This window comes from Rhizobium sp. BK379, assembly GCF_014193955.1.
Taxonomy (GTDB): domain Bacteria; phylum Pseudomonadota; class Alphaproteobacteria; order Rhizobiales; family Rhizobiaceae; genus Rhizobium.
This window is the reverse complement of the sequence record NZ_JACIAD010000001.1, coordinates 80181-95778: the sequence shown is the minus strand read 5'-3', so window position 1 is coordinate 95778 and position 15598 is coordinate 80181. Positions and strand designations below refer to the sequence as shown.

Annotated in this window: 14 protein-coding genes and 2 tRNA genes; 8 read left to right on the top strand and 8 right to left on the bottom strand. The window is 58.4% G+C overall.

What is annotated here, in order from left to right:
- Positions 1–501: 501 nt before the first annotated feature.
- From FHT93_RS00575 to FHT93_RS00560, 4 genes are all read right to left on the bottom strand, one after another.
- Entirely contained in the window at positions 502–1782 is a 1281-nt protein-coding gene (locus FHT93_RS00575; protein WP_183845887.1) for an OmpP1/FadL family transporter, read from the bottom strand.
- A 390-nt stretch (positions 1783–2172) separates the two neighbouring features.
- The gene (locus tag FHT93_RS00570; protein ID WP_113202971.1) at positions 2173–5016 is read right to left on the bottom strand and encodes a valine--tRNA ligase; all 2844 of its coding nucleotides are present in this window, start codon (positions 5014–5016) and stop codon (positions 2173–2175) included.
- 119 nt (positions 5017–5135) lie between these two features.
- Entirely contained in the window at positions 5136–6023 is an 888-nt protein-coding gene (locus FHT93_RS00565) for a DUF2497 domain-containing protein (RefSeq protein WP_113013566.1), read from the bottom strand.
- A gap of 232 nt (positions 6024–6255) precedes the next feature.
- Positions 6256–6921 carry a protein-L-isoaspartate O-methyltransferase gene (locus FHT93_RS00560; protein WP_183845886.1) on the bottom strand — a complete coding sequence of 222 codons (666 nt, stop codon included), beginning with the start codon at positions 6919–6921 and terminating at the stop codon, positions 6256–6258.
- A gap of 468 nt (positions 6922–7389) precedes the next feature.
- Here FHT93_RS00560 and FHT93_RS00555 point away from each other — a divergent pair, with 468 nt between their 5' ends.
- Positions 7390–7680, top strand: coding sequence for a hypothetical protein (locus tag FHT93_RS00555; protein ID WP_112545157.1), 291 nt, complete (start codon positions 7390–7392; stop codon positions 7678–7680).
- Between the two features lie 70 nt (positions 7681–7750).
- Here the strand turns inward: FHT93_RS00555 and FHT93_RS00550 are convergent.
- A tRNA-Cys gene (locus tag FHT93_RS00550) sits at positions 7751–7824 on the bottom strand.
- Between the two features lie 469 nt (positions 7825–8293).
- On the opposite strand from FHT93_RS00550, the gene FHT93_RS00545 reads away from it, so the two are divergent.
- Positions 8294–8671, top strand: coding sequence for a KTSC domain-containing protein (locus FHT93_RS00545; protein WP_348649766.1), 378 nt, complete (start codon positions 8294–8296; stop codon positions 8669–8671).
- Positions 8672–8725: 54 nt separating this feature from the next.
- On the opposite strand, the gene FHT93_RS00540 is transcribed toward FHT93_RS00545, so the two are convergent.
- Positions 8726–9019 (bottom strand): hypothetical protein, encoded by a 294-nt coding sequence (locus tag FHT93_RS00540; RefSeq protein ID WP_113013667.1) that lies wholly within the window; start codon positions 9017–9019, stop codon positions 8726–8728.
- A gap of 118 nt (positions 9020–9137) precedes the next feature.
- Here FHT93_RS00540 and FHT93_RS00535 point away from each other — a divergent pair.
- The 5 genes from FHT93_RS00535 (at position 9138) to FHT93_RS00515 (ending at position 12475) form a co-directional block, all read left to right on the top strand.
- Positions 9138–9212: transfer RNA gene (locus FHT93_RS00535), tRNA-Asn, on the top strand.
- Positions 9213–9546: 334 nt separating this feature from the next.
- On the top strand, positions 9547–10434 hold the full coding sequence (locus tag FHT93_RS00530) for an AraC family transcriptional regulator (RefSeq protein ID WP_112968589.1): 888 nt from the start codon (positions 9547–9549) through the stop codon (positions 10432–10434).
- 165 nt (positions 10435–10599) lie between these two features.
- Positions 10600–11001: a heme-binding protein gene (locus FHT93_RS00525; RefSeq protein ID WP_112545160.1), complete on the top strand. Its 402-nt coding sequence runs from the start codon at positions 10600–10602 to the stop codon at positions 10999–11001.
- Positions 11002–11038: 37 nt separating this feature from the next.
- Positions 11039–11848: an SDR family oxidoreductase gene (locus FHT93_RS00520; RefSeq protein WP_183845885.1), complete on the top strand. Its 810-nt coding sequence runs from the start codon at positions 11039–11041 to the stop codon at positions 11846–11848.
- A gap of 78 nt (positions 11849–11926) precedes the next feature.
- A complete protein-coding gene (locus tag FHT93_RS00515) occupies positions 11927–12475 on the top strand; it encodes a nuclear transport factor 2 family protein (protein ID WP_183845884.1) in 549 nt (182 codons plus the stop codon).
- 300 nt (positions 12476–12775) lie between these two features.
- Here the strand turns inward: FHT93_RS00515 and FHT93_RS00510 are convergent, their stop codons facing one another.
- Positions 12776–13435, bottom strand: a complete 660-nt coding sequence (locus FHT93_RS00510) for a peroxiredoxin (RefSeq protein ID WP_183845883.1) — start codon at positions 13433–13435, stop codon at positions 12776–12778.
- Positions 13436–13712: 277 nt separating this feature from the next.
- On the opposite strand from FHT93_RS00510, the gene FHT93_RS00505 reads away from it, so the two are divergent.
- Entirely contained in the window at positions 13713–14510 is a 798-nt protein-coding gene (locus tag FHT93_RS00505; protein ID WP_113206921.1) for a creatininase family protein, read from the top strand.
- Here the strand turns inward: FHT93_RS00505 and FHT93_RS00500 are convergent, their stop codons facing one another.
- On the bottom strand, positions 14511–15461 hold the full coding sequence (locus FHT93_RS00500; RefSeq protein WP_183845882.1) for a LysR family transcriptional regulator: 951 nt from the start codon (positions 15459–15461) through the stop codon (positions 14511–14513).
- Positions 15462–15598 lie beyond the last annotated feature (137 nt).

The following is a 15598-nucleotide window of genomic DNA, read 5'->3' as shown; positions in this document are numbered from 1 at the left end:
GGTACTCCCTTTGCGGTCCAGGTTTCCGCCCGTCCGCCTTTATCGTCTTCGTAAACAGCAAATGTGACCAAACCGGTATCGCTACCGTGCCGGGAGGACGAAGCGTCATGCCGGGGGACTAAAAATGATCGAAGCGAGCAAATCTGCAACACTACCGAAGGGGCGGATTTCTGGCCGGAAATGCCTTTGGCGAAAAGCAAAGCGGCCGTTGCCGCTGGCTTCTCGCCCCTGCTGTCGCGATGTCTGGCGTTGCCGGAAAAAATTCGACCCATGCTACTGCTTACGCACACCCTACGCTTGTCATCTCCTCGCCCGCTAATAGCGCTGCGCCCTCTTTGTGGCGGGAAATGGACAAATTCGCCCTACCGACACCATACGCGAACCATCGTAAAAAAGTGTTGCTGAATCGTCACAAAACGAGACGAGAAGATGGATGATTAATGGCGGCAAACAAAGAAGAACCCGGCATTGCCGGGCTCCTCAATTCTTCAAATCAGGGAATTAAAACTTGACCTTTAGGCTGGTCGACAATGCGGCAACAAGGTCGTTGCCAAAGGAATAGGAGACATCATCTCCAAAGGTGACGCCGTTCTGGGTGACCACGCCTGACGAACCGCTCGTCAGCAAGCCAACAGCACCGGCGACGCGCCACTCGATATGCTCAGTTGGCGTGAAGGCTGCGCCGACACCCAGCGTCCAGCTATCGGTCTGTGCCCCGTAGCCTTGGCTGGTGCCGCGGTCCCATGTCAGGCTGACTGCGCCCGCCCACTGATCGTTGAACTTGTGGCCGACACCGCCGGTAATCGTCCAGCCGTCACGATAGAGAAGATCGAGCGACGTGAGTTCCGTCCCGCCGCCCGAAGTGCAAGCGACCAGGCCCTTCGTCGATGTCGGGCAAAAAGGCACGGACTGCAGAACACTCCAGTTCGTCCACTTGACCGAACCGAAAGCGAGCCAATCCGGAGCAATGCCGCTCTGCAACTTCAGTTCCAGCGAATCCGGCGCTTCGGCGGAACCGAAAACGGGCGTTATCCTTCCATAGGGAGCAGCGCTCAGCTGTCCAACGGGTGCAGTAACCTGGGTAAGGTCCACCGTGCCGGTGAGGTTGTCGTACTTTACGCGGCTATTATAAACGAGGCTCGCTCGCATCGCATATTCCGGAATCTCGTAGGCAAGACCAGCGCGCCAGCCCCAGCCATTGTCTTCGAGATCGAGACGACCGACGCCGTCACCCGTACCGACCAGAAGCGGAACCGTCGAAACCAGCCGTTCCTTGAAGCCCTCGACTTCCTGGTAGAAGGCACCGCCGATGATACGAAGCTGTCCCGGACCGACATCGAAACGATAGGAGCAAGTACCGCCATAATTGCGGGTTTTGATCTCCGTCTCGATATTGTTGTTTGCACCAGCCCAATTCAAACCGGGATTGGTATGCCCGCCAAACGGCTCGGAATAATCGACGAGGCAGTCGACCACATCGCCGAAGCCGCCCTTGAACCCCAAATAAGGGATGGCGTAATTCGCAGTATCGTCAGCGGTGTTCGGACGGTTGTTCAGATTGCCGCCGCCTGGAGACACAGAAGTATCTGTGTCGCGAACATTCTTCAGCTTACCTTGGGGGGTAACATAGATGATGCCCGACTGGAACGAGAAGGGTGAGGTATCGAACAGCTGATCGATATTGTAGCCACCGCGCTCCAGGCCGCCCGCGAAGGACGGCGAAGCCAGTGCCGGAAATGCAATGAGCGATGTTACGCCCCTGGAAAACATACGCGCTGCCATTGTGTCTCCCCCACTCAAGCAATTGATGTAACTACACTGTGCTAGTGAACTTAATAAATCGCAACGAAGCGCGCCGCTGCGACGCGAAGTTGCGTTATGGCTAATTTACGTAACTAATTGACGGGCACGTCAAAAAATCAGATAGATAAAATTCTATTCTTCTATCTATTGGCTTTAAGGGACCCGTTAGATTTTTATTCCACAAAAGGCGCTATCTGTATCAAAGCGACAACAGTGGCAGTTTTCGCACGCAGCATCGCCCAAACGGGTGATATCCACAGGCGGAAACCGAAAAAGAACGTGATTTCCGTCGAATCGTCATACTTTTTAATGCAAAAGGCGCGCTCCGATGGAACGCGCCTCCAGAAAAAATATACTCGTTAACCGCGATTATCCCGCTTCGCTAACTCGCGCTAGAGCAGTCCTCAAACTCGCGATCTGGCTTGTCAGCTCTTCATGACGCTCACGCTCGGCTTCCACCACTTCCGGGTTGGCATTGGCCACGAACTTCTCATTCGACAGCTTGCCGTCGATGCGTGCAACTTCGCCTTCGGCCTTGGCAATCGCCTTTTCGAGGCGGCTCTTTTCCGCCGTGAGATCGATCAGGTTGCCAAGCGGCAGGCAGACAGTCGCTTCCGCGACGACGATCTGTGCGGCACCTTTCGGGGCAGATTCGGCAAGCGAGATCGCTTCGACACGCGCCAGGCGCTTGATGGCTGCGTCGTGACGGAACAGCCGTTCACGCGTGAGGCTGTTGGCACCGACGACGACGAGCGGCGCGGTCGCCGACGGCGGCACGTTCATTTCCGAGCGGACCGAGCGGATGCCGGAAACGAGGTCGATCAGCCAATTGATCTCATCGGCGGCAGCATTGTCGGTGTAAGACGGCGACGGCCATTCGGCGTGGCAGAGCAATCCGTCACGTTCCTGGCCCTCACCCGCCGTATGCGCCCACAACTCTTCGGTCATGAATGGCATGAAGGGATGCAACAGCTTGTAGATCTCTTCCAGGACATAGGCGCTGCAGGCCTGGGCTTCAGCCTTCGCGGCTGCGTCCTCTCCGCCGAAGACCGGCTTCAGAAGTTCGAGATACCAGTCGCAGAACTGATTCCAGACAAAACGGTAGAGCGCGCCAGCGGCATCGTTGAAACGGTAGGCTTCAAGCGCTTCCGTTACGTCACGTTCCGCACGGGCAAGCTCGGTCAGGATCCAGCGATTGATGGTGAGTTCGGCTGCTTCCGGCACGAAATGCGGATCGCTCTTGGCACCGTTCATTTCGGCAAAGCGCGTGGCGTTCCAGAGCTTGGTGCCGAAATTGCGGTAACCGGCGATGCGCGCCGGGTCGAGCTTCACATCGCGGCCCTGGGCCGCCATGATCGCCAGCGTGAAACGCAGCGCATCCGCACCATATTCGTCGATCAGTTCGAGCGGGTCGATGACGTTGCCCTTGGACTTCGACATCTTCTGCCCGTTCTTGTCGCGCACGAGAGCGTGAATATAGACGGTGTGGAACGGTTCGACGGGGTTATCGTCCTCGTCCTTCATGAAATGCAGGCCCATCTGCATCATGCGGACAACCCAGAACGGAATGATATCGAAACCGGTGACAAGAACGCTCGTCGGGTAATATCGCTCCAGTTCGGGTGTCTTGTCCGGCCATCCAAGCGTCGAGAACGGCCAGAGTGCCGAGGAGAACCAGGTGTCGAGCACGTCTTCATCACGTGTCAGAATCTCACCCGGCCGGAAATTCTCGAGCAGGTCCTCGACATAGGCCTTCATCGGCCCTTCATGCGACAAATAGTGCTGGATGGCGGCCTGCAGCGCCTCTTCTTCGGTCTTTTCGACGAAAACCTGACCATCCGGACCGTACCAGGCCGGAATCTGGTGACCCCACCAGAGCTGACGGGAGATGCACCACGGCTGGATATTCTCCATCCATTGGAAATAGGTGTTTTCCCAGTTCTTGGGAACGAACTTTGTCCGGCCTTCGCGAACGGAAGCAATCGCGGGCTTGGCAAGGGTCTTGTTGTCGACCCACCATTGTTCGGTCAGACGCGGCTCGATCGGCACGCCACCGCGATCGCCATGCGGAACCATATGCTTATGCGGCTCGATCTTGTCGAGCAGGCCTGCTTCCTCGAAAATCTCGACAATGATCTTTCGTGCGACGAAGCGATCCTGGCCTTCCAGCCGGTCCCACGCGCCATGCAAGGCGGCCGGATGATCGAGACCTTCCAGAAAGTCCTCGTTTTCCTTGATGGTCACCGAAGCATCAACGTTGAGGACATTGATGGCGCGCAGGCCAGCACGCCTGCCCACATCAAAGTCGTTGAAATCATGCGCGGGTGTGATCTTGACCGCGCCCGTGCCGGCTGTCGGATCGGCATAGTCGTCGGCAACAATCGGAATCCTGCGGCCAACGATCGGGAGGATGACGTGTTTGCCGACTATCGACTTGTAGCGCTCGTCCTTGGGATTGACCGCAACGCCGGTATCGCCAAGCATCGTCTCCGGCCGCGTCGTCGCAACCACGAGGTAGTCGCGCGTTTCGAATTCGGTGGGCTTGCCCTCCTCGTCAAAAGCGATCGGGTACTGATAGGTGACGCCCTCTTCCAGCGGATAGCGCAGATGCCAGAGATTGCCTTTGAGCTCGATCTGCTCGACTTCCATGTCGGAGATCGCGGTCAGCAACTTCGGATCCCAGTTGACGAGGCGCTTGTCCTTGTAAATCAGGCCTTCCTTGTAAAGCGTGACGAAGACTTCGAGGACAGCCTGGGACAGGCCCTCGTCCATGGTGAAGCGCTCACGCGACCAGTCGCACGAAGCGCCGAGACGCTTCAACTGATTGAAAATCAGGCCGCCCGATTCAGCCTTCCATTCCCAAATCTTTTCGATGAAGGCATCCCGGCCCATGTCGCGGCGGCCGGGAAGCTGCTGTTCCATCAGTTTGCGCTCGACAACCATCTGCGTGGCGATGCCGGCATGGTCCATGCCCGGCTGCCAGAGAACATCCTTGCCGCGCATGCGCTCGAACCGCACCAGGACGTCCTGCAGCGTATTGTTGAGCGCGTGGCCCATGTGCAGCGAGCCTGTGACATTCGGCGGCGGGATGACAATGGTGAAGCTTTCCGCATTCGGCTTTGCGTTCACACCGGCACGGAAGGCGTCCGCCTCATCCCATTTCGCGGCGATTTTCGGTTCGACGGCAGCGGAATCGTAGGTCTTTTCGAGCATTTTCTGACCAATTCGAGGTTCGAGGATGGGCGTTTTGTAAATAGGATGGCTACGGCCAAGTCAATAAAAAAGCCGCCCCGGAGACCGGAGCGGCTCTTGTCTGGAAAAAGCGTTTCCGGTCAGCGGCGCGGGCCGCGCGCCACGCGTTCGATTTCTTCGCGGACGAGACGTTCGACCAGCGTCGGCAGATTGTCATCAAGCCATTCGCGCAGCATCGGCCGCAGCATGTCTTCGGCAATCTCATCCAGCGAGCGGCGCTCGGCTGCACCATCGATGGCAGCGGCAAGTTCTTCGAAGGAACGGGCAACCTGCAGGCCGGTGTTCTGCGACAGAAGTGACGGCTGTACTTCTTCCGTAACGCTGACAGGCGCGACGTCGGCAGGCTGGTATGCCACCGGCTCGATACGCTGCTCGACCGCGGGAAGCGCTGGTGCCTCCTCGACGAGCGCAGGCCGCAGAACCTCGGGCAGACGCTGCTCGGCAAAAACGGGCGCCGGCTCTGGTGCATACTGGGCAGCAGGAGCAATCGGGGCAACGAGGGGCGCCGACTCGGCCGGGCGGGGAGCGGCGGCTGCGCGCGGCGCTTCATAAGCCGACTGCGGCTCGAATTGCGGCTGAGGATCGCGGAATACCTGGGGCACGTCACGAAGAGCCTGTCCTGCCTGGACGGCGCTGCGCTCGGAAGCGGCACGGACGCGGGCTGCAACATCGGCTAGGGACATGGCGCGGGCCGGCACTTCCGGCTCGGGCGCCGTGCCGGCAGAATTTGCGGCGACGAAACGCGGATCGGAACGCAGCGCAGGCGGCTCGGGGAATTCGACGCCGGCATAGGTTTCGTCGACCGTCAGATGGATTTCGGAGTCGTTTTCCTCTTCCGCGCCGTATACGGGAGGAAGAGAGGTTGAAATCGCCTTTCCGGCGCCCGGCTCATTGCTTTCGATAATCTGACGAATGGAGGCCAGGATCTCTTCCATGGACGGTTCACGCACTACACCTGGCTGAGCCATATCTATCCCCGTTATCCCTTAAACAACGACCGGATGGCGTGGAGCATGCATCCGAATCACCATGACCTTAGAATACCCCAAAGGGGAAAAAAATCAGCGCGAATCAAACAAATGCAGCCATGCACAGTTTTGTTACCCGAGTGTAAGCGAAGTCTGTGAGGGCTTTTAAGACAGCCGAAACGAAAACGGGCGCCGATGGCGCCCGCTCCATAAAAACCGCGCCAGAAACGCCTTAGAATACGAATTCCCGAGCCTTGGTGAAACCGGGCAGCGGCTTGACCGAAGCATTGAAGAAGACGTTTTCGGAAACAGCACCACGCTCGCTGACAAAGACCTTCGCGCGGGCCGCATTGCCGTAACCCTGCACGACAACGAGACGGCCGCCATCCTGCAGCTGGCCGAGAAGTGCGGCAGGAACTTCTTCTACGGAACCGTTGATGAAGATCAGATCGTAGAGTGCGCCGGCAGCATTGCCCTTTTCAAGCGCGCCAGTCACCACCTGCACATTTGCATAACCGGCGAGATTTGCCTTGGCTTCAGCAGCAAGGGTCTCATCCGATTCGAGCGCCACGACAGAGCCTGCGATCAGCGACAGCAGTGCGGAAGTGTAGCCCGTGCCCGCGCCGACTTCCAGAACGGCATCATCCTTGGTGACGGCGGCGAGCTGCAGCAGTTTGGCGAGTGGCGACGCCTCCATGAGGAAGCGGCCCGGATTGCCGGCAGCTGCTGGAGCAATTTCGATGTCGTTATCGATATAGGCCAGCACCTTCGCCTTTTCCGGCACGAATGCTTCGCGCGGGACGGTGAGGAAGGCCGTCAGCACCGAATGCGAGGTAACGTCCGTGGTGCGGACCTGGTTGTCGACCATCTTTACGCGTGCTGCTTCGAAATCCATCATATCCTCTCGCCGATGAAATCGGTTCTGTCTTCCGTCTCTTAATCTCCGGCACGAATGCTTTCAAGGCTTGCCGGAGGCCCGTTTGAAGAATCCCGCAGGCCCCTCCCCGCATGCAACAGGTGAAAGACGAAAGCTGCAACTTCCGCGTGGAGCAAATTACGAATTCATGATATTGTTTTAAACGGAGGAAATGAGGAGGAGCAGGCCATGTCTGCCATTCTGGAATATTTCACGCTGTTCGACTTTTTCATCGTCGCAGCGCTCGTCGGCATATTCTGCTGCGGGATGCTGGACCACGAGACGAACTGACAGATCGCCCTCCCGGCGAAAATCTTCCAGCTGCCCGCTGGCGCACGGGAAGAATGGATTTCCGTGTCCATTCGGATCAAGCCGGCACAGTTGATTGCGCAATTAACTCTATATCAACCATATTGTTGCGCAGGCCATAGCTTTCGCTAGGTTGGCGGCATGCAAACATTCGCCATTCAATCATCGGATATCGAGACACTCCACTACAATCCGGAGGCTCGACTGCTGCTCGTGAAATTCAAAAGCGGCGCGATCTGCAATTTCACGCGTATTTCGGCGCAGGGGCTGCGGCGACTGCTCGGCCCCGATGTGCAGATAGAGAACGACACTGCAGCAGACGATGCCAGCTATCTGGCTGGCCTGCGCAGCGGTGGATTGCGGGCGCTTTACTGCCTGACCGGGATCACGCCAGCCCAGTTCGATTTCGCAAAGGTTCCCGGCATCTGGTGACGCGAGACTGCTGAATTGGTGCCGCGCCTCATTTACGAGGCGGATCGGATTTCTATGTCGGTGGAATTTTTGGAGGCCTCGCCCGGAATTGAACCGGGGTACAAGGATTTGCAGTCCTCTGCGTCACCACTCCGCCACGAGGCCTCACAGGCTGTCATGCTAGCCGTGGCGAGCGTTTAGAATGATCGTAAGGAAATCGCAAGAGGGCTTTCCAAAAACATTTCCTGCAATTTCAAACTCCGGCCACATAGAGCTCGTAGTGATCAAGACCGATCCGGTGTCTGAGGACGCCGCGACAGCCGCACGCGCAGCTGATGATAAAAGGTCCATCGTGATGGAAATTCGGGCTGCGCTGAACAACAATTAGGCTAACAGCTGCCCATTCCGCAACCATAAGTCTATCGGCCGCGCAAAAGACAGATCTCAGCGAGATTAGCCTGTCGCCTATATTTATCCCTGGGACACGATCTGCGATCACAATGATCGCCTTCATCTTCGCTATATTAGCTAAACCGAAATTTAGCTTCAAACATTAGTAACAAACTCTTAACTTGACTTTCAGAATCGTCATTCCATCCTACCTCTGGGAGAGACAGGAGTTGAAATGAATTGGGTGCCTTTGAATTCCAAGCAGATTCGCGCTGTCTCCTACGACCCAGAGACTCAGGTCCTTCATGCCAAATTCGCCGGCCGCAGCTCGGTGCGGCATGTCGGGGTGCCGCCGCATATTTATGACAACCTCGTCGAAACCAGCGACCCGGAATTTTACTATAAATATTATCTGGAGCCTTCGCGTATCGAGAGCGGCTGGCAGAAAGCCAATCTCAGCTCCCACGCGGTAAAGCTGCTGATCATTCTCATCGGCGTGCTCGCGATAACGGCGACGGCGCTCGAGGAAAATGGCGAGCTGCCAATTCACCTGTCGGAGATTACTGAAACAGGAGCAATCTCTCCAGCTCCGACTGCAAGCCCTACTGTCTCACCGCACTGACGGATCCAGGGCTGCGCTGCGGCGCCGATCCTCTCGGTGTAGCCGCTTACGAACTTACACGGGCCGCTTCCGGCGATGCCACCAGACGGCCAAACGGCGCCGCCATCTGCGTGCTATCGGCAAGTCGTGAGACAGGACGATGAAGCCCAGCGGCAGCATCCAGAATCCCAGAATAGGCAAAAAGCCAAGGAAACCGCCGAAAATGAGGACCATTCCAGTCATCATGCGTGCGATACGCGAGCGCGGCATCGGCACCCGCAGCGAGCCGAGAACAAGCTTGCCATCCCTGTGATCGATACCGAAACGCTTTTCTCCGGCCTTTTTCGGCCCATTTTTGCTGCTAGTCATCCACAAGAGATGGTCCCAAGCGCTGCAAATACAAGCTGATTTCATTTTTTTGAAAAAACTGCTTGGCAAATCGGGAAAGCATTTGTATTACCCCGCTCACGCCGCGGCCAAGCGGTGATCCCTGGTAGCTCAGCGGTAGAGCATTCGACTGTTAATCGACAGGTCGCCGGTTCGAATCCGGCCCGGGGAGCCAGTTTCAGAGATAAGCGCCTGTTTTCGTAGAATATTCCGAAGCAGGCGCTTTCTCGATACCTCTCGCAGCAGTTTTCGCCGATCAGCCGATAAAATCTCGACGTCCGTCGCCGACATGCTGACAGCAGCCCTTTCGGCTATCGCACTTGCGCTCGCCTGAATTTTCGTCAAAATCCTGATTGCAGTGCGCGGGCTCCCGATATCAGCGCGCCTGTGCCCGAAATTTTCATTCATAAATCAAAAAAAGAATTGCAGATCGCAACGTGGTGGCGGCACTCAGCCCCTCGCGCTTATCAGTCCAAATTTCCAGCCTATCTTCACGACGAGGATGTGACATGGATTTCGACGCATCGCAAGGCGACAGAAAATATCCGACCAGTCAGCAGGTGGGCGGGCTTGTTGAATGTTCGGGCCTGCAGGTCGAGCTGCGGCGTTTCGATCCGGGCTGGCAGGTCGACCTTACGCTCGAATGCACGGAGATAGCCGTCCTTTTGTCGGGTCAGTCGAAGATCAGATGGACAGGCGACGGTCACCGGCGGGAGGCTATCGCCCGACCGGGCATTGCCTGGGTATGTCCAGCTGGCGTCAATGAGAGCGCTGTTGAGATTGTCGGCACCATGCCCGAGTCCCTGCACATCTTCCTGCCGCCATCACTCGTTGCCGAGAGTGCACTTTCAAACTTTGATATCGACCCGGCCAGGGCGCAAATCGCGTATGCGGGCGGCGTCCCGGATCCGGTAATCTTGCAACTGGGCGAGCTCTTTCGTGGCGTGCTGAATCGCAAACTGGAAGCAACGGACCGGTTGTTTCTCGATGGAATCCAGCTGGCGCTGGCGGCGCATTTGCTCGGGACCTATTCGTCCGCCCGCTGGCATCCGCCGACGCGGACACCCACCATCGATCCGAAGAGGCTGAGGCGCGTCCTCGATTTCATCGAGGCGCGCATCGCGGCGGAGATATCGCTGGAGGACCTTGCGGCTGAGGCCTGCCTCAGCCCCTTCCACTTTTCCCGCGTGTTTCGCGCCGCCACCGGCTTTGCGCCGCATCGCTATGTCACCGAGCGACGGATCGAGGCAGCCAAGGAGAAGCTGCGGCTCGCGCAGTCTTCGCTGGTGGAGATCGCCATCGATACCGGCTTCGGCTCGCAGGCAAACTTCACCCGCGTCTTCCGCAAGATGACGGGGCTGACGCCGGGCCAGTACCGCGCGCTTTTCACCTCATAAGCGACCCATCCACCTTCCTGAGGCGCTTGCCTGTTACCCTTGCGCGTCCGTCGGGCGCAAGATTTGCACATAGTGCAGCAAGAGATGGAAATACGGCACGCGACTTCCAGCCTAAACCTGTCGCATCGAACGGGCCCGCCCCCAACGAGGAGAGGAGACAGGGACATGATCACCATCGAAGAGGCCCGCAGAGTCATCGCCGCCGGTGAGGCGCGGGCAAGGGAAATCGGCGTTCCGGCCAATATCGCAGTCCTCGATGCGGGCGCCCACATAAAGGCGTTTGCACGCATGGACGGCGCCCTGCTCGGCTCCATCGACATCGCCGTCAATAAGGCCCGGACTGCTGCGCTATTTTCCATGCCCACGGAAACGATCGGCGAATTCTGCAAACCCGGCGGCACATCGTTCGGCTTGGAGCAGACCAATGGCGGCCTCGTCGTCTTCGCAGGCGGCATCCCCCTTACCGATGGACGCAACATCGTGATCGGCGCCGTCGGCGTGTCCGGAGGGGCAGTCGCTCAGGACCTCGACATTGCCCAGGCTGCAGCAGCCGCCATCGCCGTCTGAAGTATTTTCAACCCCAAGCGCATCGAAGGAAGTCATCATGACGAAGACCATTCTCATTACTGGCGCAGGCTCAGGCTTCGGCAAGGCTGCCGCCCTCGGCATGGCCAAGAACGGCCACAACATCATCGCGACGGCGCAGGTCTCCTCGCAGGTCACGCCGCTGCGCGAAGAAGCCGCCGCCCTCGGCCTGAAAAACTTCCACGTCGAACGCCTCGACCTCACCGACCCCTACGATATCAAGCAGGCGCAACGCTGGGATTTTGACGTTCTCTGGAACAATGCCGGCATGGGCGAAGCCGGCCCGGTCTGGGAAATCCCGGTCGAGCTCGTGCGCAAGAACTACGAAGTCAACGTCTTCCTGCCGCTGGTACTGACCCAGGGCGTCGTTCAGCGCTGGATCCGCGAAGGCAAGAACCATGGCAAGAAGGTGGTCTTCACCTCCTCGATGGGCGGCCTGTTCACTCCGGCCAACTGGGGGACCTATGTCTCTACCAAGCACGCTCTGGAATCGATCGCCGAAGCGCTGCAGCAGGAACTCGGCCCCTACGGCATCAAGATCCAGACGATCAATCCGGGTGCCTATTACACCGGCTACAACGAAACGATGGCCGACAATCCGTTCCGCTGGCTCGATGACAGCAAGAACTTTACCAAGCGGGCCGAACTGCGCAGCGGCTTCGACGACTTCTTTGCCACACCCGAAGGCAAGATGGACCCGGCGGAAATGATCGAGCGGATGATCGAGATCGTCCCGGCCGATACCGGCAAGTTCCGCAACGTCGTCCCGAAGGTCATCGAGGACATGCTTAAGGAGCATCAGCTCAAGGCCTGGGAAAACCGGATCTAAGCAGATCACCGGCGGCAAGCGCCGCAAGCGGCACCTCCCAGTGGGTGCCGCGTCGTCGATCCAACTCAGGAGGAAGCCATGTCCATCACCGCAAGCGCAACGCTCCGCAGCCCGGCACCCTTTGTTCGTCGCATCTTCAACGCTGCCTTCGGCATCGCAGCCGCGATCCTCGCCCTGGTCGGGCTCGAAGCCCGCGCCGCCTCGCAGACGCTCACCGAAACCGAGCGCCGCAACAAGGCGGCGGTCGAGGCCGGCTTTGAGGCATGGGCATCAGGCACAGGCAGCCCTTACGACCTTCTCGCCGACGACGCCCGCTGGACGATCGAGGGCTACTCGCTGGCATCGAAGACCTATCCGAGCCGCGAGGCGTTCCTGCGCGAGGTGATCCGGCCGTTCAACGCCCGCATGAAGGCACCGCTGAAGCCCGTGATCCGCAATGTCTATGCCGACGGCGACACCGTGATCGTCTTCTTCGATGCCCGCGGCATCGCCCGGGACGGAAAACCTTATGTCAATACTTATGCCTGGTTCCTCGACATGCGCGACGACCGTATCGTGCGTGCCTCGGCCTTCTTCGATTCCGTCGCGTTCAACGAGTTCTGGACGCGTGTGACGCCTTCAGAATAGACGTCAAGAACTTGATCTCGCTCAAACGACGCGCGACGAAGCAGACGTAACCTCCGTTCACAGCCAACGGAGATCCCCATGCCAACAGAGACCATCATTATCGTCAGTGGCGTTGTCGCAGCATTCGCGCTTTTTGCAGCCGGTCTCGCCTTTGCGAGCATCACTTCCAGCAAATAGGCGGAAAGCAATCGTCCGGCTCAGAAACCGCGTCAGCAGCAGACACCGTCGCCGACAAACAAAGACGCCCCGGAAACCAGGGCGTCTTTTTTGATTCAATCGGATTGTCGTTCCCGCGCAAACTTACGCAGACGGCTGCTTGGTCTTGCGGAGATAAGGCAGAACCGTATCGAAGGAGCCGAAGCGGGCGATGGCGTCTTCGTTGGAGACGGCGGCGGTGATGATGACGTCGTCGCCCTGGTTCCAGTTGGCGGGCGTCGCAACCTGGTGCTTGGCGGTCAGCTGGATGGAGTCGATGGCGCGCAGGATCTCGTTGAAATTGCGGCCCGTCGTCATCGGGTAAGTGAGGATCAGCTTGATCTTCTTGTCCGGGCCGATGACGAAGACGGAGCGCACGGTGGCGTTGTCTGCGGGCGTGCGGCCTTCGGAACTTTCACCGGCACCAGCCGGCAGCATGTCGTAGAGCTTGGCGACCTTGAGGTCCTTGTCGCCGATCAGCGGATATTCGACATCGAAGCCGGTTGCCGCCTTGATGTCGTTCTTCCACTTGCCGTGGCTTTCGACCGGATCGACGGAAATGCCGATGATCTTGACGCCGCGCTTCTTGAACTCACCCTCGAGGCCAGCCATGGTGCCGAGCTCGGTCGTGCAAACCGGCGTAAAGTTCTTCGGATGCGAGAAGAGAACCGCCCAGCCGCTGCCGATCCAGTCATGGAACTGAACGGGGCCCTGGGTGGTGTCGGCGGTGAAATCGGGAGCAATATCGTTGATACGTAGGCTCATGGTCGGCCCTCCAATTGCGGATCGTTAAATCTGAGCACTCACAGGCAGTTCTGCGTGCAGATGACTATCTACAGACCTGCGCCGAGCGCGGTCAAACGAAAGCCTTCCTCGAATGGGCAAGCGGCGGAATATTTATTTCCAGCTCCAAAGATGACCTGACATCGGACTGCCGGCATCATGCACGCAAAAAGGCAGCGGCGCGCGCACAAATCGATGCTTTTCGCATGCCGCGTTATTCCCTACTCACTATCGAAGAATGACAAAGAGGGAAGCGGCGATGGCGACACCATTCTATTGGAATGAACTGAACACTTATGATTTTGCCGCTCTTTCCGCTGATACGACCATCGCCATCCTGCCGATTGCTTCGACAGAGCAACACGGTCCGCATCTGCCCATAGCAACCGATGTGGCGATCGCCGAGGGCATGCTGGCGGAACTGCGCCGACAACGGCCCGACGACCTCGATATCCTTGTCTTGCCAACCCAGGAAATCGGCAAGGCCAATGAGCATGTCTATGGGCCAGGCACGCTTTCCCTCGGCGCCGAGCTGCTAATCCCCGTCTGGACGGCGATTGGCGCGAAGGTGGCGGAGGCCGGGCTGCGCAAGCTCGTCATCGTCAACTCGCATGGTGGCAATGTCGATATCATGAGCATCGTCGCGCGCGAGTTGCGCGTGCGCCACCAGATGGCCGTCGTTTCGACACAATGGGGCCGCTTCGGCAATCCTGACGGCATGATCAGCGAGCACGAGACACGCTACGGCATTCATGGCGGCGAGGTGGAAACCTCGCTGATGCTGCATTTCCGGCCGGAACTGGTGCGGATGGAGAAGGCTGAGAATTTCACATCGAAGGCTGAATGGATGCGCGAGCAATCGCAGTATATCCAGCCGCTGCCGCCGCATTCGCTCGCCTGGATCGCGCACGATCTCAATCCGAACGGGGTTGTCGGCGACGCCTCGAAGGGAACGGCCGAAAAGGGTGAAGCGATCTGCCGCCATCAGGTGAAGGGCTTTATCGAGCTTCTCCGTGACCTGAAGCGCTATCCGCTCTCCAACCTCTATTCGCGATAGTCAGGCAACGACAGGACGCTCGAGCGGGATGTGTCCCTTGGCCTGCAGTTCCTGAACAAGGCCGGCAAGCTCGGCCAGCAAGTATTCAACGAAGAGGCTGGTGGCGGAATCGAGCGGCGCCCGGGCACGGGCAAAGAGCTTCATCGGCTGATGGCGGCTGTGCGGCTCGGCAATCGGGCGGAATACCAGTTCGCCCTGGCGGCATTCGGTGATGACATCAAGCGGGTTCAGCATGGAGAGCCCTGCCCCGCATTTGACCAGTTTCTTCAGCATTTCCGAAGCGTTGGTCTCCAGAACCGGCTCGACAGGAATATCGAGCCTCGCCATTGCGAGGTTGATGACCTCACGCAGGCTGGTGCCCTGCTGCGCAAGCACCAGCCGCTCCTGCACGACATCGGCAAGGCTGATCGGACCGGACCCGATCAGGGGATGGCCAGGCGGAAGGACGACGCCGATCGGGATATCGAAATTGCCGAGCGTGCGGATGCCGGGTGTGGCCTGAATATTGAAGCCGAGGCCGATATCCACCTCACCCGACAGAACCGGATTGACGGTCATCGTGCCGGCATCGTTGCGCAGATGGATGAAAACGCGCGGATGCTCGGACTGGAAGCGGGCGATGATTTCCGGCAACGGTCCCGCGGCAAGGCCGACGGTCGTCACCAATCGCACCTTGCCGGCCTGCTGCATCTTCAGGCTTTTGATGCGACCTTCCAGCCGCTCGTAATTCTTCAGAACCTCTCTGATATGCTCGATGCAGAGTTCGCCGGCGGCCGTCAGCCGCAAGCCGCGCGGCAGGCGCTCGAAGAGCGGCGCACCCATTTCCTCTTCGAGAGCCAGTATCTGCCGATTGATCGCCGAAGAAGCGACGTTGAGACGCGCTGCAGCCTTCCGGATCGAGCCGGTGCGGGCGATCTCGTTGATGTACAGAAGCTTTCTGGAGTGCAGCATCGAGACCTCGTTGCATCGTTTTTAAGCACGGCGCCCAAATTAGGCACAGACATCAGGTGAGATGCCAAAAAGGCATCGTTGCGCACGAATTTTGATGCTTTTCAAAGAGCGAAGCAATCGCTCAAATGAAGAAAATC